This is a genomic window from Collinsella intestinalis (assembly GCF_902501455.1).
GTDB lineage: Bacteria > Actinomycetota > Coriobacteriia > Coriobacteriales > Coriobacteriaceae > Collinsella > Collinsella intestinalis.
On sequence record NZ_CABWIC010000011.1, the window covers coordinates 386,692 to 410,278 of the forward strand.

The following is a 23,587-nucleotide window of genomic DNA, read 5'->3' on the forward strand; positions in this document are numbered from 1 at the left end:
GCGACCCGTTATTCCGTTATCGGTATGCGGAGGAGGGAAAGCATCCGCGCGCGATGGTACTCTGTAGTGGTTGAGATTTGACTATCGGGGAGGCCCACGTGACGGAGCAGCAGAGCTTGTTTGGCGATATGGCGACGGATGACGGCGCGCGGACGGATGGCGCTTCGGCGACTGCCGAGTCCCCGCAGGACGTCCGCGCTCAGGCCGCAGCGCGCGCGGCCGAGCTGCGCCACCTGCTCGATTACCACGCCTATCGCTACTACGCCCTCGATGCGCCCGAGATCACGGACGCTGCTTTCGACAAGCTGCTGGTCGAGCTTCAGCAGATCGAGGCGGCCCATCCCGAGCTCGTCACCCCCGACTCCTACACCCAGCGCGTGGGCGGCTACGTGTCCGAGCAGTTCGCGCCCATCACGCACATGGCGCGCATGTATTCCATGGACGACGCCATGAACCTCGAGGAGCTCGACGAGTGGCTCGCCCGTACGGAGGAGGCGCTCGGCGCGGGGCGCGTTGCCTACACCTGCGAGCTCAAGATCGACGGCCTCGGTGTGGCCATCACCTATCAAAACGGCGCCTTCGTACGCGCCGCCACGCGCGGCGATGGCACGACGGGCGAGGACGTTTCGCTCAACGTCCGCACCATCAAAGACGTGCCCATGCACCTTTCCGAGGCCGCGTTGGCCCACATGGGGGCTGACCGCGGAACTCCCATCGAGGTCCGCGGTGAGGTCTACATGCCCAAGGGCAGCTTCGCTCGCCTGAACGCGGAGGCCGACGTCGAGGGTCGCGAGCCCTTCGCCAACCCCCGCAACGCCGCCGCGGGCAGCCTGCGCCAGAAGGACCCCAAGGTCACCGCGACGCGCAGCCTTGCCACCTTCATCTATTCGATCGCCGACACGGCGCCCTTGCATGTGGACTCCCAGCATGCGTTCCTCGACTGGCTGCGCGAGGCGGGCTTCTCCGTCAACCCGAACGTCGCGCGCTGCACCTCGCCCGCAGAGGTTCACGCTTTTTGCGCCGATGCGCTCGCGCACCGTGGCGACTTGGATTACGACATCGACGGTGTGGTTGTGAAGGTCGATGGGTTCGACCAGCAGGCCGACCTCGGCTTCACCGCCCGCGCACCGCGCTGGGCGATCGCCTTCAAGTTCCCGCCGGAGGAGAAGACCACCGTTCTGCGTGAGATTCGCATCCAGGTGGGCCGTACCGGCGTGCTCACCCCGGTTGCCGAGTTCGATCCCGTCACGGTGGCTGGTTCCACCATCGCCCGCGCAACTCTGCACAATCTCGACGAGATTCGCCGCAAGGATGTGCGCGTAGGCGATACCATCATCGTCCACAAGGCCGGCGACGTGATCCCTGAGGTCGTTGGTCCGGTGCTGGACAAGCGCCCCGCCGACGCGGTCGAGTGGGATATGCCCGAGACTTGCCCCACCTGCGGCAGTCCCGTGGTTCATGAGGGTGACGAGGTGGCGTACCGCTGCGTGTCCCTCGATTGTCCCGCGCAGCTCAAGGAGCGCCTCGTCCACTGGGTGAGCCGTGGTTGCATGGACGTGGACGGCCTGGGTGACGAGCTCATCGACAAAATGATCGAGGCGGGTCTGCTGCGCGATGTCGCCGATTTCTACACGCTCGATGCCGATTCCATCGCTGCGCTCGACACGGGCCGAACCTACGCCAAGGACGACAAGAAGAAGGGCGTGGCCGCGGGTGACCCCATCAAGGTCGGTCACACCATCGCCGGCAAGGTGATGGACGAACTCGTCCGTTCCAAGGCGCAGCCGCTCTCGCGCGTGCTGTTCGCCCTCGGCATCCGCCATGTGGGCAAGTCCGTGGCCGAGGTGCTGGCGCAGCGCTTCCTGACCATCGACGCACTCGCCGCCGCATCCGAGGAGGATATTGCGGCGTGCGAGGGCATCGGGCCCAAGATCGCGGCGTCGGTCCGTGAGTTCCTATCCGTGCCCGAGAATCTCGAGGTCTTGCAGCGCCTGCGCGAGGCGGGTCTCGCGCTCGAGGAGAACTTGGGTGCGGCGGTGGCGCAGGCGGCCCAAGAGACCGGCGTCGATGCCGACCTGGCGGCGGGGCAGCCGCTGGACAGCCTCACCTTCGTACTCACCGGCACGCTCGTCAACCGTACGCGCGACGAGGCGGGTGCAGCCCTCAAGCTCCTCGGCGCCAAGGTCTCGGGATCCGTGTCTAAAAAGACGAGCTACCTGGTCGCAGGCCCCAAAGCGGGCTCCAAGCTCACCAAGGCCGAGAGTCTGGGCGTTCCCGTGCTCGACGAGGAGGCCCTGGAGCGGATCCTCGCCACGGGCGAGGTGCCACAGGTGTAGACCAGAGCGGTAGAATGATGCGCTGACGAATTCGATGAGAGGACGACGCGCATGATCAAGCTGTTTGCGAGCGATTTGGACGGCACCCTGCTCAACGGTCTGCATGAGGCGGACCGCACAATCCGCGGTGCGATACAGGAGGCCATTGCCCAGGGAGCTCATGTGGTGCCCGCGACAGGTCGTTCCCTCTTGCCCGCCGGCGAGCATGGGTTCACGGGCCTCAAGGTCGATGCGGTCTGCGCGAATGGCTCGATCATCCGCGGGAGGAACGGCGAGCTGCTCAAGACCTTCACGGTCGATCCGGCGTTCGTGGAGGAGCTCATCCGTTCTTTCCCGCAGATCTGCTTCGATTGCTGCACGCCCGACGGCATGTTCTCAAGTGGCAGCTTTGAGATGCACCAAGAGGGGTTCGCCCGCGACAACCTGTTCCGTCGCATCGTGATGCGCGGCATGCGTGCTCGGGGAGGAACGCACGAGGAGCAGTTCTTCGACCAATCGATCAGCTCGATCCTCTCCCATGATGTGTGCAAGATCAACTGCCGCGTGACGAGCGACGACCTCGAGCGGGAGCTCAAGGCGTTTTTGGCCGATCACGCCGACACGGTGGTCAATGCGCCGTTCGATCCCGTGATGTTCGAGATCACGGACAAGGATTGCAACAAGGGGGCCTCGATCGCGTGGCTTGGCCGCCATTACGGTATCGAAGAAGATGAGATCGCCGTGTACGGCGATGGCGGCAACGACCTGGTTATGTTGCGTCGGTTCCGTCATTCATACGCGACGGCTAACGGTAGTCCCGAGGCCAAGGCGGCGGCGAGTGCGGTCATCGGCCGCTGCGAGTTCCACGCCGTGCCCAAGCACATCCTCCAGACGCTTCGCGCCCAGCGTGGTCGCGTTGTGATCGAATAAATGAAAATGGGGCCCGTGTGAGCGGGCCCCGATGCGTATAAAGCGGTGCGACGCGTCCGTCGCGATATGGCTTAACGCGCCTTTTGCACGTAGTCGTAGACAAAGCTCGCAATGGCAGCCGAGTCGTTGATGTCGAGGAACGGCGGCAGATGGATGTCCGCCTCGGAGAAGGCGCGCCCGGCTTCCTCTGCGGCAGCGCGGGCCTGCTTGACCGCTCGGGTGCGGAAATCGCGCGCCACCACGTCGTTGCAGGCGACGGCGATCGTGTCGTCATTGATGAGCTCGAAGGAATCGCGCCCGCGCATGCGGTCGATGCCCGAGCGGGCGACCACGATGCTCGGCAGGCCTGCGGCCTTGTAGCCCTCGACGATGACGGTATCCACATCGGTGTAACGCGTGAGCATGTCCAGCACGGGCACCTCTTCGGTCGTGCGGGAGTATTCGGCGTACATGTCCGGCGAGATCAGGCCCACATGGCGGCTGCCTGCCTGCGCATGGCGCCAGGAATCCTTGCCGGGCTGATCGATGTCGAAACCCTTGTGCCCGTGGTGCTTGATGGAGCCAACGCGGACGCCGCGCTGCGCGAGACGGGAAATGACCTTCTCCACCAGCGTGGTCTTGCCGGCGTTCTGGTAGCCCACAAAGGCGACGGCGGGCGCCGGCGTGCCCGTGCGCGGCCCGCCGGGAAGCGGGGAGGGGAGTTCGGCGGCGATGATCTCGGCTTCCTTTGCCTCGGCATCGACCTCGTCGGTATGGGCGCGCTCCCCGTCTCGCTCCCAGAGGCCGGAGCGCCCGCCTTCCTTCCGCAGTAGGCGGACATCGACGATCTCCATACCGCGGTCCACGGCCTTGCACATGTCGTAGATGGTGAGGCAGGCGGTCGAGGCGGCCGTGAGCGCCTCCATCTCGATGCCGGTTACGCCCGTGACTCCACAGGTGGCGAGCACGTGGAAGCCCACGCGATGGTCCTCGCGCGCCGGCGCCCAGCCGGGGGCCGCGACCGCGGAGGACGAGATGGGCTCGATCTCGACTTTCGCCTTGGTGATATTGAGCGGGTGGCACATGGGGATGAGGTCGCTCGTGCGCTTGCTCGCCATGATGCCGGCGACGCGCGCGCATGCGAGGACATCGCCCTTTTTGGCGCGGTCCTCGAGCACCATGGCCTGGGTTTCAGGGTGCATGAGGATGGTGCCCTCGGCGATCGCGATGCGTTTGGTGACCTGTTTGTCTCCCACGTCGACCATGCGCACGTCGCCGTGCTCGTCGACATGTGTGAGATCGTCGCGGTAGGCGTCGCGCTCGCCGGAGGAGGCGGGGGAGTTCGTCGTGTGCTCCGACTCGGTGGGGCCTGGCGCGCCTCCGCGCTCGCCCCCCTCGACAAGGGTGAGTTCGGAAGCCTCGCCCACAACGGCAGCGGGGTACTTCTCGTGCACGGTGCGACCGAGGGTGCGCGGGCGTTCGGGTTTATCGGGGGTGTGAGTGGTCATGGGGATCACCCTCCAATCTGCGACATGAATCGCTGGGTGCCGTCGATGTCGTCGTGCTGGCGGGGTTTGCGGGCGATGGCATTGCGGTAGATAGCGCGGACCGTGTCTTCATCGCCGGAGCGCAGGGCCTCGCGTACGGGATACTCGGCATCGGAGAACAGGCAGGGGCGAATCGTTCCGTCGGCGGTGAGGCGCAGGCGGTTGCACGACTCGCAGAAATGGTTGGACATGGCCGAGATGAACCCGACGGTGCCGGCCGCGTTGGGGAAGGCCCAGTAACGCGCGGGGCCCGCTCCAAGGGGACCGCCGTTTTGCACGGGTTCGAGTGCGCCGAGGCCCGCGGCGGCAGCTTCGGAGGAGATACGCTCGCGAAGCTCGGTGGAGGGGACCACATCGCTCGCGTCCCACAGGTCAGGGTTGAGCGCGCCGCCGGTTCCAGCCGCTCCGGCTCCGCAGTGCGGGTCGAGCCCGTGGCCGCTGCTCGGGTCTTCGGCGGATGCGCTCTGACCACCGCCGATGGGCATGTACTCGATAAACCGTACATGGACCGGGCGGTCGACGGACAGGCGCGCGAGGTTGAGTACGTCCTGATCCATACGACGTACGACGACGGTGTTCACCTTGACCGGCGTGAAGCCGTATTCGAGCGCGGCATCGATACCGGCGAGCGCCTGTTCGACGCGGCCGAGGCGCGTGATTTGGGAAAACCGTGCGGGGTCGAGCGTGTCGAGCGAGATGTTGACGCGATCCAAGCCTGCTGCGCGCAGGTCGGCCGCCATGCGCGGCAGCAGGGCACCGTTGGTGGTGAGGGAGATGTCCTCGATCCCGGAAATCGAGCGGATTTCCTCGATGAGCGGCACGATGCGATGAGAGACGAGCGGTTCGCCGCCGGTGAGGCGGACACGCGTGATGCCCTCCTGCGCCACGATGCGCACAAAGCGGGCGATCTCCTCGGCGGTGAGCAGCTCGCCGTGGGCGCGCGCGGGCACGCCCTTCTCGGGCATGCAGTACACGCAGCGGAAGTTGCATTTATCCGTCACGGAGATGCGCAGGTAGTTGATGCCGCGGCCAAAGCCGTCGTGTAGTTCGCGGGCCATGCGCGCCTTTCGGGTGGTCGTATGGGGTGTCAGGCTAAGTATGAACCTATGGTACCCGAACCGCGCTTCGACGGGGCAATTGGGCAATTGGGGACAGGTGCAAATTGCGCAGTTTGCATCGGTTTCCAATTGAGCGGTCGCGAATGTGCCTGGTATATCGCTTTGATACACTAGTGCACTAAAGTGCAAGAGGAGGGGGAGCATGAAGAAGGGCTCGATCGAACGGAGGCGTCGCGGCTTGTTTTTCGCCACACCGCAGCTGACGCATCAGATACGCCGGTTCATCGCGGCCCGCTTTTTCCTGTATCTCGGCGCCATGTGCAGCTATTTCATCGGGGTGATGGGCACCCTGACCTTCTCCATGGGTGCAGGTGTGGGCGATAACGCCATTGCCGTGGGGCTGCTCAATTTGTGCATCGTGATCGGCCAAATCCGAGGTGGAGCTCTCCTCGATAGAATCGGGCCTCGCGTGTTCTTCCGATTGACGTCATTCGGCTTGATTTTGAGCGGCCTGTTGTATCAGGTGGTGGGGACGAGCATCGCGGGCGTGTTTCTCGGCGCGGCGGTCTTCGGGATGACTTGGGGAATCGCCGACACGGTGCCCCGTGCGTTCCCGGCGTATTTCACTGCTGACCTCGACGAGCTCAAACGAATCAACGCGCTCGTGACGTTGACGGGCAACCTCGCGATCGTCATTGGTCCTATCGCTGGTGGCGCAATCGCGCTCGTTGCACCCACGCAGGCGGTGTTCCTCTTCATGGTCGTGTGCGCCGCCATCTCCCTCATTCCCGGATGGGGCATCGAGGCCCTGCGAGAACCTGAGGTCGCGGCGGGCAGTGCGGATGAGGGCTCCGATGCTCCGAGCGGTTCGGTCTCCGCGGGTTTCTCGGCGATTTTCGGCAGCAAGGTTCTCACCTTGCTGTTTTGGGCGACCATGCTCTCGTTCATGGGGTACGGCGCGTTCGACCCGCTCGAGTCCCTGTTCTACCGGGATGTGCTCAAGGTGGGCGCCTCTTGGATGGGCTGGCTTTCCGCGTTGTCGGGCGTGGGCGGGCTGTTGGGCGCAGCGATCGCCGGCGTGTTGCCCCCTCGCTTCGTCAACGTGCGCGCCCTACTCGTTGTGCTGTTTGTCACGGGGGCCGGAAGCCTGCTGTATGTCGCGACTCCGTATGTGCTCGTGGCGTGTGCGGGGCAGTTCATCCTCGGTGTTGCATTTTCAGCGTTCGGCCCCATTAAGGACACGCTGGTCCAGATTCACACGCCGCTCGACCGTATTGGGCGCGTGAACGCCGCCATGGGCGCGGGCAACAACCTTGCGGGGGCCATCCCGCTGCTCTGTGCACCCGCTCTTGCCCATGTCTTGGGCGTGCAGGGAACCCTTGTTGCCGCCGGGGTGCTGGTGGTCATCGTGCCGCTCGCGATTCTCATTATGCGGGGCAGGGAGATCGGCGATCTCGTCGACGAGGAGCGCGCTCGAGAGGCCGGTTGCTTTGCCGATGAGGGCCGCGCCGGGGGAGTTTGCGGCTTTGGCGACGACGGCCTCGCTGGGGGGCAGTCGAAGGGCCTCTAACGGGAATGTCGCTCGGCCGCAATTGGTGCCTGTCCCCAAATGTGCCGCGACGACCGAGCGGATGCAACATGGGGAAAACTGGTATTAAAAAATGTAAATTTGTGGAGAAGGCGTGCATGGCTTCGATGTCGTCATGGACCCGTCTTGCCGTGTCGAAAAACCTCGGATAGGCTGGTAATACACGCTATTCACTTGGGAGACGTGATATTTATGCCGCGCGAGACCACGCAGCGCCACACTGATCTGGAAATCTCGAATATCGACGAGGGGTCGGGTGAGCCTGACTGTATGGGCTCGGCTGAACCGGATGTTCCGGGCGAGCCGTGCGCCTCGGCTGAGCCGTGCGCTTCAGATAGAACGGCAGTCTCGGACGAACCCGCCAAGTTCCTCATCGCGGGCTTGCGACCCCTCGACTTCGTCAAGCGCATAGCCATCATCCTCATCGGTTCGGCCATCTTCACGTTCGGCGTCCACAACATCCATAACGTCACGGGCATCACCGAAGGCGGCATCATCGGCTTGGTGCTGTTCGGTAACCACTGGTTCGGCATTCCGCCGTCGATCGTGTCGCCGGCGCTTGACTGCCTGTCCTACGCCGTGGCGCTCAAGGTCCTGGGCGGTGGCTTTTTGGGCTGGTCCGCCGTGGCGACCGTCGCGGTCGCGGGCTTTTACCGCTTGTGGGAGAGCCTGCCCTACATGTTGCCCGACCTTACGAATGATCCGCTGCTCGCTGCCGTGCTCGGTGCGCTGTTCGTGGGCGTGGGCGTGGGCCTGGTGATTCGCCAGGGCGCCTCGGCCGGCGGTGACGACGCGCTGGCGCTTTCGATCTCCAAGATCACCGGGTGGCGCGTGGGCCGCTGCTACCTGTTCACCGACCTCTCGGTGCTCGCGCTCTCCCTCACCTATATTCCGGTGGTGAAGATCGCCTTCTCGCTCATCACGGTGACGATCTCCTCTGCGGTGATCGATGTGGTGAAGGACGCCTCGTGGGATCATGTCGAGCAATTCACCGAATGGTTGCGAGAGAGGCGTCGCGCACGGGCGTAGTGCGCCAGCTTGCCCGTCTCGAAAGAACGTGTATCGTACGGGGCACTCCATGCAAGTGGAGTGCCCCGTTTGTCTATAATGGAGCGATTGCACGGAAGAACCGAAAGGAGCGCACATGGCGGTACTGACACAAGACGACGTGCGCGCGATCGCCGATTACGCGACCATCGCGCTCGATGAGACCGAGCTCGCCGCGATGACGTCGTACTTGAACGACGCCGTGGCCATGCTCGAGCCCATACTGGATTATGCGGCCGAGGATGTCGAGCCGACGTTTCACCCGGACGGCGGCATTGCGAATGTGATGCGGCCCGATCAAGCCGATGGGGGCCGTGCCCTCGGCATCGATGAGGCTCTGTCCAACGCTGCCTCTGCGCGTGACGGCCAGTTCCGCGTGCCCTCGATCATGGGTGATGGGGGTGAGCGCTAATGGCGACTTTCATCGATTCCCTCACCGCCGCGGATATCGCCGCGGGTGTGCGAGCGGGAGAGTTCAGCGCCGTCGAGGTGACCCGCGCGGCGTTGTCCGCCATCGATGCGCGCGAGTCGGAGGTCCAGGCATTTCTCCAGGTCACGCCTGAGGTGGCTCTTGGCGCCGCCGCTCGTGTGGACGCGCTCCGCGCCGCCGGCGAGCCCCTGCCGCCGCTGGCCGGCGTACCCCTCGCCATCAAGGACAACATGAACATGTTGGGCACGCGTACCACCTGCGCCTCCCGTATGCTGGAGAACTACGAGTCGCCCTATACCGCTACGTGCGTCCAGCGCATGCTCGACGCGGGCTGCGTGCCGCTCGGTAAGGCCAATATGGACGAGTTCGCGTTCGGTTCCTCCACGGAGAGCTCGGCGTTTCACCGTACGAACAATCCATGGGACCTCGAGCGCGTTCCCGGCGGCTCCTCCGGAGGTTCGGCAGCGGCGGTCGCCTCGGGCATGGCAACACTTTCCCTGGGATCGGATACCGGCGGTTCGATTCGCCAGCCTGCGGCGCTTTGCGGCGTGGTTGGTGTGAAGCCCACATACGGAACCGTGTCGCGTTACGGTGTGGTGGCGTTCGGATCTTCGCTTGACCAGGTCGGTCCGTTCGGTCGTACGACCGCCGACGTCGCGCTCTCCCTGGATGCGCTCGTGTCCGGCGGACGCGATGCATACGACGGCACGAGCCGCGATGTCGAGGCCTCCTTTGCCGCGCATCTCGAGGATGGAGTCGCGGGTAGGCGCGTGGGCATTGTCCCGGCGTTCATGGAGGCCGCGGGTCTTGCGCCCGAGGTGAAGCGCGCCGTGGAGCGCGCCGCCTGCTCACTCGCCGATCAGGGCGCCGAGCTCGTCGAGGTCGATCTGCCGCACCTCGATGCGGCGATCGCCGCCTACTACGTGATCGGGCCCGCCGAGGCGTTTTCCAATCTCGCTCGCTTCGACGGTGTTCGCTACGGATATCAGGAGCCCGGCTGCGCGAATCTGGCCGAGCAGAGCGCCAAGAGCCGTGCGCACGGCTTTGGCGCCGAGGCCAAGCGCCGTCAGCTGCTCGGCGCCTACCTGCTGTCCTCGGGCGTGTACGACAAGTATTACTTCGCCGCGCAGAAGGCCCGTACGCTCATCACCGACGACTACGCTCGCGCGTTTGAGCAAGCCGACGCGATTCTCATGCCGGCGAGCCCGACGGCCGCCTTCAAGTTCGGGGAGCTGTCCGATCCCACGCAGATGTATCTGTCCGACCTGTTCACCATCTCGATCAACATCGCCGGCAACGGTGGTGTCACGGTGCCGATGGGTTTGGGCGAAGATTCGGGTATGCCCGTTGCGGCCCAGCTGGTCGGCAAGCCGTTCGACGACGTGCGCCTGTTGTCCTTTGCTCGCGCGGTCGAGCGCGCCGCGACGGAGGCGGGCGCCGCTTCGGTCCTGCCCGTTGCCCCCGCGTTTGCCGAGAAGGGAGGTGAGCTCGCATGAAGGAGCTCAGCGAAGTCCTGAAGGACTGGGAGGCCGTTATCGGTCTGGAGATCCACACCGAACTCACGACGCTCGAGACCAAGATGTTCTGCGGTTGCAAGCTCAGCCATGACGACGCGCCGAATACGCACGTGTGCCCCGTATGCCTCGGCATGCCCGGCGCGCTGCCCGTGCCCAACCGCCGTGCCATCGAAAGCATCGTGAAGGCGGGTCTCGCCACGAACTGCGAGATCCAAAAGCACTCGATGTTCTATCGCAAGCATTACTTCTATCCCGATATGGCCAAGAACTTCCAGACCACTCAGGGTCCCGTGGCGTTTTGCATGCACGGCCGTCTGGACCTGGAAGTCTCCGGCCGCGGTGCCGCTGAGCGCCCTGAGTGCGCGTTCGGCGAGAACGAGGCGAAGAGCCTGGCGAGCGCGAGTGCGAACGCCGTGGGTCTGTCGCGCCAGATGGCCGATGGTCTGCCCGAGGGCGTGGAGGTTTCCGCCGCGGCGCTTGGGGGCATGGGCTCCTACGATACAGCCGGCCTGGCTGTGCCGGAGCGGCGTGCGGATGGTTCCTACAGCGTGCCCATCCGTATCCTGCGCATCCATATGGAGGAGGATGCTGCCAAGATGGTGCACGTGGGTGGTGCCGAGGGCCGCATCGGCGGCGCCGCGGAGAGCCTCGTGGACTATAACCGCTGCGGCACCCCGCTCATCGAGCTGGTCACCGAGCCCGATTTGCGCACGCCCGAAGAGGCGCGCCTGTTCATGGAGAAGCTGCGCCGCATCTTCCTGACCATCGGTATTTCCGACTGCTCGATGGAGAAGGGCTCCATGCGCTGCGACGGCAATGTGAGCCTGCGCCGTCGCGGGGAGACGGGCTTGGGAACAAAAACGGAGCTCAAGAACCTCAACAGCTTCAAGGCCCTGCACGACGGCTTGGCTTATGAGATCTGCCGTCAGGCGGAGGTGCTGGAAAGCGGTGGGACAATTTACCAGGAGACGCGCCATTGGGAGCCTTCCCGCAAACGCACCGTGGTGATGCGCGTGAAGGAGACCGCGGACGATTACCGTCTGTTCCCCGACCCCGACCTGGAACCGTTCGACTTGTTCGACGAGTTTATCGAGCATTGCCGTGGGGAGCTGCCCGAGCTGCCGGATGCCAAGCGCGACCGCATTGAGCGAGAGTTTGGCGTCAAGCGCGCCGACGCCGAGCAGCTGGCCGGCGACCCCGTGACGGCCGCGTTCTTCGAGGAAGCTGCCGCTGGCCTTTCCGGCAAGGCGGCCCAGACGGTTGCGAACCTCGTGGTGAACGAGCTGGCTGCATATCTCAAGGCTTCCGGAGTGGCGCTGGGGGAGAGCGGTATCGCGCCGGCGCAGGTGGCCTCGCTTGCCAAGTTGCTCGCTTCCGATGCGATTTCGAGCAACCAGGCGCACGAGGTGTTCGAGGCCATGGCGGCAAGCGGTGACGACCCCGAGAAGATCGTGGATGAGCGTGGCATGCGCCAGGTGAGCGATGCCGGTGCGTTGCAGCCCATCGTGGACGAGGTGCTCGCAGCATGTGCCGATCAGGCTCAGCAGTATCGCGACGGCAATCAGAAGGTCATCGGGTTTTTGGTGGGCCAATGTATGAAGGCGAGCCGAGGCAAGGGCAACCCCAAGCTCTTCAATGAGCTGCTGCGCGCGAGCCTGAGCTAACGTCGCGCCACAGGTCGCGCTGCCTTGCCGCCCGAGTCACAGGTCGCGCTGCGTAGCGCGCCACCCGCCGGTCCTCAAATCTTCGGAGCGCTTTTCGAAATTCGGTGCACTTTTCGACTATTTTTCCTGACGGAAATGGTCGAGAGGTGCACCGAGTTTTGTCGCGGTGCACGGAGTTTTGATTGTCCCATGTGAAGCGAAACGAGAAATCGCAGACGGCGTGCCGCTGCCTCGACGTTTGCTGCGATGAATGCAGATAACAAAGGGCGAACCGTCAATCATGGTTAACAGTTCGCCCAATTCTCTTATGGTGGAGGCACGGAGAATCGAACTCCGGTCCACGAAAGTTCCCTGATTGGCATCTCCAGGCTCAGTCACTCATTTAGTCTCGGACACGTTGCGCGGAGCGACACGCTCGCGGCGTCCCAACCGGTTCAGTCTTAGCCTTGGCCATACCGATTACGTGCCAAGGAGCGTTCCCCTAAAATGACGTCGCGCCGGTGTCGGGGAAATCACCGGGTTGACGCGCCGCTATATATTAAGCAGCGAGAGCCAGCTGGGGCTCAAAAGAAGAATTCTTGTCAATTCATTTTGACAGTACCCCTGTTTTACGTGGCGAGGAGACCACGGCCTGCTTCCTCTCTCAGAACTATCGTGTCGAAACCAGTTGCCCCCTTTTGGGTGGTCGTTGGGATTCGCTCAAGTCCAGACCATTCATCAGCGCAATTCGCGCCATGCCGGTCGAGGGCGAATTCTCTTTCTGGTGCCGCAAGCGGCAACGACCTGTCAAAGTACGCGGATTGCGCCCGAGGCACAAATCCGTAGTTGAAAAGTCTACCACGGAAGGCGCTCAATCATGAAACCGCGATCTGCGCGGGTCAAATTCACGCTATATCGGGATAAAGTGTACGTTTTGGGGAAGGTTTTGAGGCCTCGAGCACTTCCGAACTAAATCGAGCGAATTATGAGCTGCGGTTATGTTGGACGAACACGTGGCAGGCCGCAGAAATAGAGGCAAAACCTTCCCCAAAACGTACACTTTGAAATCGGCGTTCCATATTTGGATGGACATTCGTTCATGTTCCGGTGCCCATGGGGTACAAGGGCTTCAGAATGAAAGGAGCTCCGATGCAGGACAAGGCGAAAAACGCTGGGAAGATCGCAATCGTTTTGGAAGGCGGTAGCTTTCGCGGTGAGTTCACCGCGGGTGTGCTCGACGTTCTCATGGAAAACGGCGTCGAGGTTGCGGCATGCTACGGCACGTCTGCCGGAGCGCTTAACGGCTTGAACTATAAGAGTCGGCAGATTGGTCGCGTTAATCGCGTCAACCTCGCATTTTGCAACGATCCTCGCTACATGGGCGCCCAGTCGCTCGTGACCACGGGCTCGATGGTCGGGTACGATTTCATCCTGAACGATGTGCAAGACCGCCTCGACCCGTTTGACAACGAGGCGTTTTTTGCCAACCCCATGGAGATGTACGCCTGCGCAACGGACATCGTATTCGGTACTGCGGCGTACCTGCCCGTTCGGGATGCGACCTTGGACATCGATGCCGTGCGTGCTTCGACCTCGCTTCCCTTGGTGACCAAGCCTGTCGAGATCGATGGGCATCTCTACCTCGACGGTGGCACTGCGGATTCGGTCCCAGTTGAGCATGTGCTCGAGAACGCGGGTTTCGATCGTGCGATCGTAGTGCTCACGCAGGATCGGTCCTACCAGAAGAGCCCGTACGGGCTGATGGGCGCTGCCCACGCCGCGTACGCCGGGTACCCCTATTTGCTCGAAGCCATGGAGAACCGTCACGAGCGGTATAACGAGCAGCGCGAGCACATCTGGGAATATGAGCGCGCCGGCCGCGCCCTCGTCCTTGCCCCGCCGGTCCCAGTCGAGGTAGCCCATGTCGAGCACGATACCGAGAAGTTGCTGAATCTCTATATCCAGGGCCGTCAGGAGGCAAAGCACCGTTTGGGCGAGATACGGGAGTTCGTCGGACGTTAGGGGCCACGGCCCGCATGAGGGCCTTTTCCTCACAACAGATCAAACCGACCGCCGCCTGTGCAGAAGTTCTGCACAGGCGGCGGAAAACGTTTGACTTGCCGCATATAGGGGTTATTATTGACAGGTTACTTTCCAGAGCCCCGTGAAACTCTGTTAAGACACGTACTGTACATGGAGGAAAAGTGATTCTTAAGTCGACTCACTACGCCAAGCAGGGTGAGGTTGCCCGCAACTGGGTCCTCATCGATGCCGAGGGCGCCACGCTGGGCCGTCTCGCTGCCCAGGTTGCCAAGATTCTGCGCGGCAAGAACAAGCCCCAGTTCACGCCCAACTCCGACTGTGGTGACTTCGTGGTTGTCATCAACGCCGATAAGGTCCAGCTTACCGGTAACAAGGCCGACCACAAGACCTACTACCGTCACTCCGGCTACAATGGCGGCCTCAAGGCGGAGTCCTTCCGCCAGGCTATGGAGAAGCACCCGGAGAAGGTCATCGAGCGCGCTGTTCGCGGCATGCTCCCCAAGACGACCCTCGGCCGCAAGCAGCTGACCAAGCTCAAGGTCTACGCTGGCACCGAGCATCCGCACGCTGCTCAGAACCCCGTTAAGATCGAGCTGGAGGGCTAAAAGATGGCTGAGAACACCGTTGTTTACTACGGCACCGGCCGTCGCAAGAATGCCGTTGCTCGTGTCCGTATCGTCCCCGGCACCGGTAAGGTGACCATCAACAAGCGTGACGCCGAGGAGTACTTTGGCCGTCATCAGCTCGTTGAGGATGCCCTCGCCCCGTTCAAGGTGACCGACACCCTCGGTTCCTTCGACGTCATCGCCCTGTGCGATGGTGGCGGCATCACCGGTCAGTCCGGCGCCCTGCGTCTGGGTATCGCCCGCGCTCTTCTCGAGGCTGGCGACTACCGCGCCGACCTCAAGCGCGCTGGTTTCCTCACCCGCGACGCCCGCGTCGTCGAGCGCAAGAAGTGCGGCCTCAAGAAGGCCCGTCGCGCGCCTCAGTTCTCCAAGCGCTAATCTGTCGCAAGACGTTTCCGCTATGGATTCGGGCCTGTCGAGTTTCTCGGCAGGCCCGTTTTTTGTACCATGGTGAGTTGCGTCATACACGTGAACCGCCCACGCGATGGGCGAGTGATATCGAAGGGATACGCTATGAAATATTTCGGCACCGATGGTTTCCGCGGAGAGGCGGGCGTCGCACTCACCGTTGAGCATGCTTACAAGATCGGCCGTTTCGTCGGCTGGTATTACGGTGCGCGCCAGGGCCGCAAGGCCCGCGTGGTTGTGGGCAAGGACACCCGCCGTTCGAGCTACATGTTCGAGTCCGGCTTGGTCTCCGGTCTGGTTGCATCCGGCGCTGATGCGTACATGCTGCACGTCATCCCCACGCCCGGCGTTGCCTACGAGACGATCGACGGGTGCTTCGACTGCGGCATCATGATCTCGGCGAGCCACAACCCGTATTCCGACAACGGTATCAAGCTCATGAACGGCGACGGTTGCAAGATGGATGAGGAGGTGCTCGAGCTCATCGAGGATTACATCGACGGTAAGAGCGAGGTTCCCTTCGCCACCGGTGACGAGATCGGCTGTACCGTCGACTACATGCAGGGCCGCAACCGCTACATCGCTCACCTCATCGCGAGCGCAAACTTCTCCCTCCAGGGTATGAAGATCGGCCTGGACTGCGCCAACGGCTCCGCGTCCTCGGTGGCCAAGCCCGTCTTCGACGCCCTCGGCGCCGATGTCCGCGTGATCAGCAATGCGCCTGACGGTTTCAATATCAACGTGGATTGCGGTTCCACCCATATCGATCGCCTGCGTCGCCATGTTGTGGAGCAGGGCTTGGATGTCGGCTTTGCCTACGATGGCGACGCCGACCGCTGCCTGGCTGTGGATGAGCGCGGCAACCTGGTCGACGGTGATCTGATCTTGTATGTGTGCGGCACCTACCTGCATAAGCACGGTCGCCTCGCCGCTGGCACCGTTGTCCCCACGGTCATGAGCAACCTCGGTCTGTTCAAGGCCTTCGATCGTGCAAATCTGAGCTACGAGACGACTGCCGTCGGCGACAAATACGTCACCGCCTGCATGCGTGAGAACGGCTACAGCCTCGGTGGCGAGCAGTCCGGTCATATCATCTTCGGCGATATCGAGACCACGGGCGACGGCATCATGACCTCCCTGCGCATCATGGAGGTCTTGCGCGCCGAGCGCGAGACGCTCTCGCAGCTGTGCGCCCCGGTGAAGATCTTCCCGCAGGTGCTCGTGAACGTGCGCAGCGAGCGCAAGGCAGAGCTCGATTCCTGCCAGCCGGTGTGGGAGGCCGTGCGAGCTGCCGAGGAAAAGCTGGGCGATCGCGGCCGCATCCTGGTCCGCACCTCCGGCACCGAGCCGCTCGTGCGCGTTATGGCCGAGGCCGAGACCCAGCAGGAAGCTCAAGACGCCGTTGATTCCATCGTCGAAGTTGTGAAGCGCGAACTGCCTTAGTCGGACCGTTTGTTCGTTCGCGTCTCTTCGCGATAGAATAATGCGTGCTGATTATTGCAGGGGGTTTGATGTTCACCAGCTTCTTCAAAACTTTGGGTGTTGGCGCCCGCACCACGACTCTCGCAGCCCCGATGGCCGGCCATGTGATTCCGCTTTCCGAGGTCGAGGACCAGATGTTTGCCAAGGGCCTGCTTGGCCAGGGTGTCGCCATGGTGCCGACGGGCGATCGCGTGGTCGCTCCGTCCGATGGCAAGATCGAGGCAATCTTCCCCACGGGTCATGCCGTCGCCGTGCATACGGTGGAAGGGCTCGACGTGCTCATTCATGTCGGCTTGGAGACGGTCAAACTCGATGGCAGGCATTTCAAGGTAAACGCCGCCGTCGGCGATATCGTGAAGCGCGGTGACGTGCTCATCGAGTTCGATCGCGAGGCCATCTCCAATGAGGGCTACGATTTGACCGTGCCGATCCTTATCTGCAATTCCGCCGAGTTCGCCAGCATCAAGGGCAATGTCGGTGAGGATGTCGAAGAGCTCGGTCAGCTCTTGGTCGCACGCTCCCGATAATCCAAATAGACGATTTCTCGCAAGGCCCCCGGTGTTTCCGGGGCCCTTGCATTTCTCAATGCAAGCGGCGAATATAAATACGTTCGGGTATATTCTCGCCCGAATCGCTGTGGACGGGCAGGGGCCTCGACACCGCGGGTCTTCGAGCTGTGCGCGCCCTCGCCCTGGACGGTGCGCTCTCACGTTGGTTGCGGCCGACGAGGCCCGCATGGACCGAGATGAACTCTCGGAGAAAAGGAGCGCTTCATGCGTATCATTCACGCCACCGACTATGAGGACATGAGCCGTAAGGCGGCGAACATCATCGCCGCGCAGGTCGTTATGGACCCCGCTTGCGTTCTCGGCCTGGCCACCGGTTCCACGCCCATTGGGACCTATCAGAACCTCATCAAGGCCTACGAGGCCGGCGACCTTGATTTCTCCCAGGTCAGCACGTACAACCTGGATGAGTACCGCGGCCTGTCGCACGACGACCCGCAGAGCTACCACTACTTCATGAAGGAGAACCTGTTCGATCACATCAACATCGACCAGGCCAACACCCATGTGCCGGATGGCTCCGACCCCGATGCCGAGGCCGCCTGCTCCGAGTACGACCGTATTGTCGAGGAGGCCGGTTACCCGGATCTGCAGCTCCTCGGTATCGGCAACAACGGCCACATCGGCTTCAATGAGCCCGACACCTGCTTCTCCAAGGGCACGCACTGCGTCGATCTTACCGAGAGCACGATCGAGGCGAACAGCCGCCTGTTCGACAACATCGAGGATGTGCCCCGTCAGGCCTATACCATGGGCATCCAGACGATCATGAACGCCTACATGGTGCTCGTCGTCGCCAACGGTGAGAAGAAGGCCCAGGCCGTGCACGACATGTGCTTCGGGCCCATTCAGCCTTCATGCCCTGCTTCCATCCTGCAGCTGCACCCCAACTGTGTGGTCATCGCCGACGAGGCCGCCCTTTCCCTGTGCAAGTAAGCGCCCGCCGACATATCGACGAGATTGCGACCTCCGTTTTTTGGGGGTCGCTTTTTTATGTAATTGCAAGCCAAGAATAGGGGTCTGAAAAATGCTCGAAACAATCTGACCAGATTTATCCGCTGACGGAATAATTATCAACACTCGCGGAACTTACATTTTTCGCAGAACAGCCGGGCATATGCTCACTGATACATCTTACCTGGTCAAATATTGGCTATGGACAGCAGGTGATCGAGAGGGGGAAGGAGAGGAGGAGAGCATATTGTGACCCGAATCCCGATTTATCTGACCCATAGCTGATGGGGCAGTAAAAATGCGAGCATTTAACGATCGATGGCGAATGACGGCCATTATCGTGGGGGCAATGCTCGCAATCAGGTGAAGGGAAGGAAGATGGCTGAGCGAGAAGAAAGGGATCGAGAGGTATATGTGGACGGATCGGCGCACGAGGGCGGCCCGGTCGTGCCCGTAGAGCGCTTGGTGCACCGCGAGCGCTTGCTTCGAGATCTGAGGACACAAGGAGAGGAAGCCGGCATCACGGTTATTGTCGCGCCGGATGGTTTTGGCAAGACGACATTACTTGTTCAGCGCGTCGCAGAAGTGCGGTCGTGCATTGAGAGAGGGTCAGCCCGCATGCTGGACCTGGAGGGCCTCGACGAGGTGCAGGCGTATGAGTCGATCAAGCGACTGTCGGAGGATCTCGATCCCCGCATGAGACCGCTTATCGCGCTCGACAACCTGACGACGCTGCAAGAACACGGCATCGAGGCGATGGTCGGCCTGCTGCGCTCCATGAGGGGCGAAGGCTTCGAAATAGTGGTGACCTGCCGACCGAGCAACAGGGCGTTTGTGGCGGCCATGGGGGATTCGTACAAGATTACGGCCCAGTCGCTGTTGGTGAAACCCCGTGAATATCCGGCGTGGGCACGCAAGCTTTCGATTGCGAGCGGGTTGGATGTGTACGGGCTGACTCAGGGGGTCCCGCGTCTTGTGGCGATGTTGGGAGATGCGACGTCAATCGACGAGATGTCGGTTGCCTTTGAAAACGCGACAGTCGAGTTGTATCGAGGCGTCGTATGCGAATTGAGGAGGAGCAGGGATTCCCTGTATCGGACCGTGTGCCTGCTCATCATGAGCGGTTTTGGCAGCATTCGAGATTTCGATCGCGCAGGCATGCGTGTGCGTAAGGACAGTTGGCTTCGCCTGGCTCGGGAGTATCCGATTTTCGGGTTCGATGCGAAGGGAGACGCGTACCGATGCATGTCAAACCGCGGAGTCCCGTTTTCTGAGCTGAAATGTGAGCTCGTGCACGCACGTCCGCTGTATGCGGTCCGCGCGGCGAAGATGATGTTGGAAGTGGGCAATATCGACGGAGCCGTTGCGTTGATGCGCATGTTCGAGCGAGAGGGGGATGCGACGGCGCTCATCGCCGAATATCCCACAGCGTGTGCGTTGAGCGGCAATGGGGCGTTTCTGACCGCGTTGGTGGAACGTATGGGCGGCGCTGCGGTTTGTTCGATTCAAGTAGGCGTTGTTCTGGCCCTGTACCTGTGCGCGCTGGAGCGCGGGGATTACCGGGCTGCCCGAATTATGGCGGCGGAGCTGCGCAGACGCTCGTCGGAGATTCTGGATGAGGTGAGCCCGAGTGCTTGGCGTGAGTCAACGGCTATGGCCGCAGTCTGGAGCGATTGCTCGGGAGTGGCGCTTCCTGACCTGAATCATGGGAAGGGGCATGATTGCGAGACGGTGGCCTCGCGGCAACTGGAGCTCCATGTCCGTGTGCAGAAGTGCATCATGGCCGGAGACGGGGCGGTGAGCATCGATGAGGGCATGGGAATCAATGAGGCTTCCCTCGGCGCGAAGGGTATCTCGATACCAGGAGTCCTCCTCGCGTGCGATCGAATTCTTCTCGACGCATTCAAAGGCGATGTGGGAGATGCTCGCGCGCTCGATAGCCACCTGCAGGAAGTGGCCCGGTTGTTGACGGGGCGGCATCTCGACCCAATTGCGTCATATGTCCGCGTGGTTGGCTCGACCTGTCGTCTGATGGCAGGTTTGCCCGTGGTGGACGAGCGCGCGTTCGTTGACGGGGGCACGGCTTCCGTTCGATGCTCCGATTTCGCCATGCAGCTGTATTGCCTGGTCGGTGAGGGGTGGCAAGATCTGGCGGTCGGGCAGATCGTGAGTGCTCAGTTCCGCGCCCAACAGGTGAAGAAGCTCGCGTCCCCCGATCAAGGCTTTGTCCTGGCCTGGGCGAGCTTCTTGGAGTGCGCCGCACATTTGCTCAATTCCTCGCATGTCGTGCTTAACGAGGAGGCTGACGAGCTCGATGCGGGGGAGGGCGAGTGCACGGTCGTGGATGCTTGGACCGTCGCAATGCTGCTCTCGGCGACTTCTCGACTTCCCGAGCTATCGGCATGGTGCTCCCTGCGTCGTCCGCTTCTGCTTGATGAGGGGATTCGCGCGCGGGCACGTCAGCTCATCAGGGCGGTCGGGGAGCGTGCGATGCCCTTGGCGCGTATGCTGCCCGAGGGTTTCAGTGAGGCCGCGCCGGAAGGGAAGCGCTCAGATGCGGGGGCGCCGGCTCTGTTCGACGTGGCGTCGGTCGAATCGGGCCAACGGCTGGGCCGGGTAACGATCAGCTTGTTTGGTGGATTTCAGGCGATGCGCAACGGGCATACGCTCACCGATGCGCTATGGCGAAGGAAGAAGGCGTGCGTGATCGCAGCACGTCTCGCGCTTGCTGGGGGCAATTTCGTGGGTCGCCAGGTGATCATGGAAGAGATGTGGCCGGATAAGGACTACAAGCATGCGCGGGAGTCTATGTATTCCTCGCTGAGCTCGCTTCGCGCTGCGTTTGGGCAGCATGCGGATGGGCCGCAATATGTTCTTACTCAGGGCGAGGGGGTTGCGTTGAACATGGAATACGTTGTGTCGGATACCGCGTGTTTCGATGCGCTCGCTCGCGACGTGCTTCTGAGGAGGACGGGAACCTCATCGCGTGAGATTATCGAGACATGTCTGAAGATCGAAGAGATATACAAAGGTCCCCTATATGTCCCGGAGAGTGGTAACACATCGTATTACCTGCGAGTTCGTCGCGTCTATCAGATGAAGTTCGCGGATTGCATGGTGCGCGGAATCGAGGCCGCCCTTGAGATGGACGATCTGCCGTCGGCATCCTGGCTCGTGGAGGCGGCGCTGCGACAGGCACCCTTGCGCGAGGACGTCATCAGGTGCGCCATGAGGATTTACGACAAGACGGGAAGGCGCAGGGAGATCGTGGAGCTTTACAACAGACATCTGCATCTGCTCGAGCAGGAGCTTGGATCGATACCTGAGGAAGAGACGAGGATGACCTATGAGTCGATCATCGGTCGATCGGGGATGCAGACCATGCTTTGATTGCGATGAGAAAAAGGAGGCGCACCCGATGGTGCGCCTCCTGGTGAGTGAGAGATGACGAGGGCGGGGCGTTTGTGCGGCCCGCCGCCGGCAGTGTCTTAACCGAGCTTGATGTGCTCGATGTCCTTACGGCTGCTCGCACGATACAGGGAGAAACGGTGGCCGATAACCTGGACGACCTCGGCACCCACAAGCTCGGCGAGCTGGTCGGCCGCCTCACGACAGGAGAGCAGGCTGCCGTCCTGGACGGAGCACTTGATGAGCTCGTGGGCGTCGAGCGCTTCCTCGGCCTGCTTGGCGATGGCGTCGGTCACGTCGGCTTTGCCGATATGGACGACGGGGTTGAGGTGGTGCGCGAGGGCGCGGAGCTGGCGGACCTGCTTGCCGGTGAGAGCCATGTATTCGCTCGCTTTCTGCGGAGGTAATGATTTCAGCAGGTAAACGATAGCGCAGTGGAGGCACGTCGGCAAGCGCGCACGGTACTGGGGAGATACGCCTCCATGAGGCTCTCACGCCGGTGACCGGGGAGGGGGCAAGGACCGCATGAAGGCTCATGTCACTTCTTATGTTTCGTGAGGTATGGGGGCGGCATGGTGGGTTCGGGAACGCTAGAATGGTTGAACACGTGCAAGCATGATATTCGCCAAAGGAGCCGCCATGTCCATCACGCCCCAGGAGATAGCCGAGACGCGCGGTATGGTCTCAGAGCACAATTTGGACATCCGCACGATCACCATGGGCATCTCGCTCATGGGCTGTGCGGATGATAACTTGGAGCGCATGTGCACGAAGGTGTACGACCATGTGACGCGCACTGCCGAGCACCTTGTCGAGACTGCAGAGGGGCTTGAGCGCGAATACGGTATTCCGATCGTCAACAAGCGCGTGGCGGTTACCCCGGTTGCCCAGATCGCATCCGCCTGTTCTGACGAGGACCTCGTCCCGCTTGCTAATGCTCTCGATCGAGCCGCGGAGACGCTTGGCATCGATTACCTCGGCGGATACTCGGCGCTGGTGCACAAGGGCATCGGCGATGCGGATCGTCGTCTCATGAAGTGCATTCCGCGCGCCCTCGCCGAGACGAGCCGCGTGTGCTCGAGCGTCAATGTGGCGACGCTGCGTGCTGGCATCAATATGGATGCGGTCTTCATGGCCGCCCAGACCATCATCGACGCGGCTAAGCTCACCGCCGACCGCGAGTGCGTGGGCGCTTCCAAATTCGTCTGCTTTGCGAACATGGTCGAGGACTCGCCGTTCATGGCGGGCGCCGTGCACGGATCCGGTGAGGCCGACGCCGTGATCAACGTCGGCGTTTCGGGACCGGGCGTTATGGCCGCCGCGCTTGAGGAACTGCCGGCCGATGCCGATATGATGCAGGTCGCGGAGCGTATCAAGCAGACCGCCTTCAAGATCACCCGTGCTGGTGAACTCATGAGCCGCGAGGCCTCGCGTCGCCTGGGTGTCGAGAAGGGCATCGTCGATCTGTCACTCGCCCCCACGCCCGCTGTGGGAGATTCCGTGGCCCGCATTCTCGAGATCATCGGCGTGGGCCAGTGTGGCGGCCCCGGTACGACCGCTGCCCTCGCCCTGCTGAACGACTGCGTGAAGAAGGGCGGCGTCATGGCGAGCTCCAGCGTGGGCGGCCTGTCCGGCGCCTTCATCCCGGTGTCCGAGGACGCCGGCATGATCGAGGCCGCCGAGGCCGGTGCCCTTTCCCTCGAAAAGCTCGAGGCGATGACGTGCGTCTGCTCGGTGGGCCTCGACATGATCGCGGTTCCCGGCGACACGGACGTGGAGACCATCGCCGGCATCATCGCCGACGAGATGGCCATCGGTGTCATCAATAACAAGACCACCGCCGTGCGTATCATTCCGGCGATCGGCAAGGGCGTCGGTGAGTCCGTCGATTACGGCGGACTGTTCGGCCGTGCGCCTGTCATGCCGGTGAACAGCCATGCCGGCACGGTGTTCGCGCACCGCGGCGGTCGTTTCCCCGCCCCCATGAACTCTTTGAAGAACTAGCGCTTTCACCGTCACGTGGTCGCGTCCGGCAATCGGCGCGAC

Annotated in this window: 18 protein-coding genes and 1 other RNA gene; 15 read left to right on the forward strand and 4 right to left on the reverse strand. The window is 62.4% G+C overall.

Annotation, left to right across the window (positions count from 1 at the left end):
• Positions 1-128 precede the first annotated feature (128 nt).
• The gene (ligA, locus tag AOBCEHNH_RS06675) at positions 129-2,336 is read left to right on the forward strand and encodes an NAD-dependent DNA ligase LigA (RefSeq protein ID WP_193221213.1); all 2,208 of its coding nucleotides are present in this window, start codon (positions 129-131) and stop codon (positions 2,334-2,336) included.
• A gap of 51 nt (positions 2,337-2,387) precedes the next feature.
• Positions 2,388-3,245, forward strand: a complete 858-nt coding sequence (locus tag AOBCEHNH_RS06680; RefSeq protein ID WP_152063663.1) for an HAD-IIB family hydrolase — start codon at positions 2,388-2,390, stop codon at positions 3,243-3,245.
• A gap of 71 nt (positions 3,246-3,316) precedes the next feature.
• Here AOBCEHNH_RS06680 and moaC read toward each other — a convergent pair whose 3' ends face one another.
• On the reverse strand, positions 3,317-4,732 hold the full coding sequence (gene moaC / locus AOBCEHNH_RS06685; RefSeq protein WP_152063664.1) for a cyclic pyranopterin monophosphate synthase MoaC: 1,416 nt from the start codon (positions 4,730-4,732) through the stop codon (positions 3,317-3,319).
• Between the two features lie 5 nt (positions 4,733-4,737).
• Positions 4,738-5,829 carry a GTP 3',8-cyclase MoaA gene (locus AOBCEHNH_RS06690; protein WP_152063665.1) on the reverse strand — a complete coding sequence of 364 codons (1,092 nt, stop codon included), beginning with the start codon at positions 5,827-5,829 and terminating at the stop codon, positions 4,738-4,740.
• Positions 5,830-6,031: 202 nt separating this feature from the next.
• On the opposite strand from AOBCEHNH_RS06690, the gene AOBCEHNH_RS06695 reads away from it, so the two are divergent.
• The 5 genes from AOBCEHNH_RS06695 (at position 6,032) to gatB (ending at position 12,075) form a co-directional block, all read left to right on the forward strand.
• Complete coding sequence (locus AOBCEHNH_RS06695) at positions 6,032-7,399, forward strand: MFS transporter (RefSeq protein WP_152063666.1); 1,368 nt, start codon at positions 6,032-6,034, stop codon at positions 7,397-7,399.
• Between the two features lie 210 nt (positions 7,400-7,609).
• The gene (locus AOBCEHNH_RS06700) at positions 7,610-8,446 is read left to right on the forward strand and encodes a YitT family protein (protein ID WP_193221210.1); all 837 of its coding nucleotides are present in this window, start codon (positions 7,610-7,612) and stop codon (positions 8,444-8,446) included.
• A gap of 115 nt (positions 8,447-8,561) precedes the next feature.
• Positions 8,562-8,876: an Asp-tRNA(Asn)/Glu-tRNA(Gln) amidotransferase subunit GatC gene (locus AOBCEHNH_RS06705; protein WP_118271744.1), complete on the forward strand. Its 315-nt coding sequence runs from the start codon at positions 8,562-8,564 to the stop codon at positions 8,874-8,876.
• On the forward strand, positions 8,876-10,390 hold the full coding sequence (gene gatA / locus AOBCEHNH_RS06710; protein ID WP_152063667.1) for an Asp-tRNA(Asn)/Glu-tRNA(Gln) amidotransferase subunit GatA: 1,515 nt from the start codon (positions 8,876-8,878) through the stop codon (positions 10,388-10,390). Before AOBCEHNH_RS06705 ends, gatA begins: the two co-directional genes overlap by 1 nt.
• Positions 10,387-12,075 carry an Asp-tRNA(Asn)/Glu-tRNA(Gln) amidotransferase subunit GatB gene (gene gatB, locus AOBCEHNH_RS06715; RefSeq protein WP_152063668.1) on the forward strand — a complete coding sequence of 563 codons (1,689 nt, stop codon included), beginning with the start codon at positions 10,387-10,389 and terminating at the stop codon, positions 12,073-12,075. Before gatA ends, gatB begins: the two co-directional genes overlap by 4 nt.
• 308 nt (positions 12,076-12,383) lie before the next feature.
• Here gatB and ssrA read toward each other — a convergent pair.
• Positions 12,384-12,750, reverse strand: a transfer-messenger RNA (tmRNA) gene (gene ssrA, locus AOBCEHNH_RS06720).
• A 453-nt stretch (positions 12,751-13,203) separates the two neighbouring features.
• Here ssrA and AOBCEHNH_RS06725 point away from each other — a divergent pair.
• The 7 genes from AOBCEHNH_RS06725 to AOBCEHNH_RS06755 all read left to right on the forward strand — a co-directional run bounded on the left by AOBCEHNH_RS06725 (position 13,204) and on the right by AOBCEHNH_RS06755 (position 21,523).
• Positions 13,204-14,076 (forward strand): patatin-like phospholipase family protein, encoded by an 873-nt coding sequence (locus tag AOBCEHNH_RS06725; RefSeq protein WP_193221211.1) that lies wholly within the window; start codon positions 13,204-13,206, stop codon positions 14,074-14,076.
• Between the two features lie 182 nt (positions 14,077-14,258).
• On the forward strand, positions 14,259-14,702 hold the full coding sequence (gene rplM / locus AOBCEHNH_RS06730; protein WP_152063670.1) for a 50S ribosomal protein L13: 444 nt from the start codon (positions 14,259-14,261) through the stop codon (positions 14,700-14,702).
• 3 nt (positions 14,703-14,705) lie between these two features.
• Positions 14,706-15,101, forward strand: coding sequence for a 30S ribosomal protein S9 (gene rpsI, locus AOBCEHNH_RS06735; RefSeq protein WP_006723148.1), 396 nt, complete (start codon positions 14,706-14,708; stop codon positions 15,099-15,101).
• A gap of 135 nt (positions 15,102-15,236) precedes the next feature.
• Positions 15,237-16,574 (forward strand): phosphoglucosamine mutase, encoded by a 1,338-nt coding sequence (glmM, locus tag AOBCEHNH_RS06740; protein WP_152063671.1) that lies wholly within the window; start codon positions 15,237-15,239, stop codon positions 16,572-16,574.
• Positions 16,575-16,642: 68 nt separating this feature from the next.
• Positions 16,643-17,140, forward strand: a complete 498-nt coding sequence (locus AOBCEHNH_RS06745) for a PTS sugar transporter subunit IIA (protein ID WP_152063672.1) — start codon at positions 16,643-16,645, stop codon at positions 17,138-17,140.
• 246 nt (positions 17,141-17,386) lie between these two features.
• Complete coding sequence (gene nagB, locus AOBCEHNH_RS06750) at positions 17,387-18,115, forward strand: glucosamine-6-phosphate deaminase (protein WP_006723144.1); 729 nt, start codon at positions 17,387-17,389, stop codon at positions 18,113-18,115.
• Between the two features lie 396 nt (positions 18,116-18,511).
• Positions 18,512-21,523, forward strand: coding sequence for an AfsR/SARP family transcriptional regulator (locus tag AOBCEHNH_RS06755; protein ID WP_226803340.1), 3,012 nt, complete (start codon positions 18,512-18,514; stop codon positions 21,521-21,523).
• A 98-nt stretch (positions 21,524-21,621) separates the two neighbouring features.
• On the opposite strand, the gene yhbY is transcribed toward AOBCEHNH_RS06755, so the two are convergent.
• Positions 21,622-21,921: a ribosome assembly RNA-binding protein YhbY gene (yhbY, locus tag AOBCEHNH_RS06760; RefSeq protein WP_118102598.1), complete on the reverse strand. Its 300-nt coding sequence runs from the start codon at positions 21,919-21,921 to the stop codon at positions 21,622-21,624.
• Positions 21,922-22,180: 259 nt separating this feature from the next.
• Between yhbY and AOBCEHNH_RS06765 the strand changes: the two genes are divergently transcribed.
• Entirely contained in the window at positions 22,181-23,545 is a 1,365-nt protein-coding gene (locus tag AOBCEHNH_RS06765) for a PFL family protein (RefSeq protein ID WP_152063674.1), read from the forward strand.
• Positions 23,546-23,587: the final 42 nt, after the last annotated feature.

What these genes read in the sequence shown, in the direction of transcription:
- glmM (WP_152063671.1), top strand. Translation starts at nt 15,237, where the DNA reads ATGAAATATTTCGGCACCGATGGTTTCCGCGGAGAGGCGGGCGTCGCA.
- AOBCEHNH_RS06705 (WP_118271744.1), top strand. Translation starts at nt 8,562, where the DNA reads ATGGCGGTACTGACACAAGACGACGTGCGCGCGATCGCCGATTACGCG.
- gatA (WP_152063667.1), top strand. Translation starts at nt 8,876, where the DNA reads ATGGCGACTTTCATCGATTCCCTCACCGCCGCGGATATCGCCGCGGGT.
- AOBCEHNH_RS06690 (WP_152063665.1), bottom strand. Translation starts at nt 5,829, where the DNA reads ATGGCCCGCGAACTACACGACGGCTTTGGCCGCGGCATCAACTACCTG.
- AOBCEHNH_RS06695 (WP_152063666.1), top strand. Translation starts at nt 6,032, where the DNA reads ATGAAGAAGGGCTCGATCGAACGGAGGCGTCGCGGCTTGTTTTTCGCC.
- AOBCEHNH_RS06745 (WP_152063672.1), top strand. Translation starts at nt 16,643, where the DNA reads ATGTTCACCAGCTTCTTCAAAACTTTGGGTGTTGGCGCCCGCACCACG.
- AOBCEHNH_RS06700 (WP_193221210.1), top strand. Translation starts at nt 7,610, where the DNA reads ATGCCGCGCGAGACCACGCAGCGCCACACTGATCTGGAAATCTCGAAT.
- gatB (WP_152063668.1), top strand. Translation starts at nt 10,387, where the DNA reads ATGAAGGAGCTCAGCGAAGTCCTGAAGGACTGGGAGGCCGTTATCGGT.
- AOBCEHNH_RS06680 (WP_152063663.1), top strand. Translation starts at nt 2,388, where the DNA reads ATGATCAAGCTGTTTGCGAGCGATTTGGACGGCACCCTGCTCAACGGT.
- ligA (WP_193221213.1), top strand. Translation starts at nt 129, where the DNA reads ATGGCGACGGATGACGGCGCGCGGACGGATGGCGCTTCGGCGACTGCC.
- nagB (WP_006723144.1), top strand. Translation starts at nt 17,387, where the DNA reads ATGCGTATCATTCACGCCACCGACTATGAGGACATGAGCCGTAAGGCG.
- AOBCEHNH_RS06755 (WP_226803340.1), top strand. Translation starts at nt 18,512, where the DNA reads ATGGCTGAGCGAGAAGAAAGGGATCGAGAGGTATATGTGGACGGATCG.
- AOBCEHNH_RS06765 (WP_152063674.1), top strand. Translation starts at nt 22,181, where the DNA reads ATGTCCATCACGCCCCAGGAGATAGCCGAGACGCGCGGTATGGTCTCA.
- yhbY (WP_118102598.1), bottom strand. Translation starts at nt 21,921, where the DNA reads ATGGCTCTCACCGGCAAGCAGGTCCGCCAGCTCCGCGCCCTCGCGCAC.
- AOBCEHNH_RS06725 (WP_193221211.1), top strand. Translation starts at nt 13,204, where the DNA reads ATGCAGGACAAGGCGAAAAACGCTGGGAAGATCGCAATCGTTTTGGAA.
- moaC (WP_152063664.1), bottom strand. Translation starts at nt 4,732, where the DNA reads ATGACCACTCACACCCCCGATAAACCCGAACGCCCGCGCACCCTCGGT.
- rpsI (WP_006723148.1), top strand. Translation starts at nt 14,706, where the DNA reads ATGGCTGAGAACACCGTTGTTTACTACGGCACCGGCCGTCGCAAGAAT.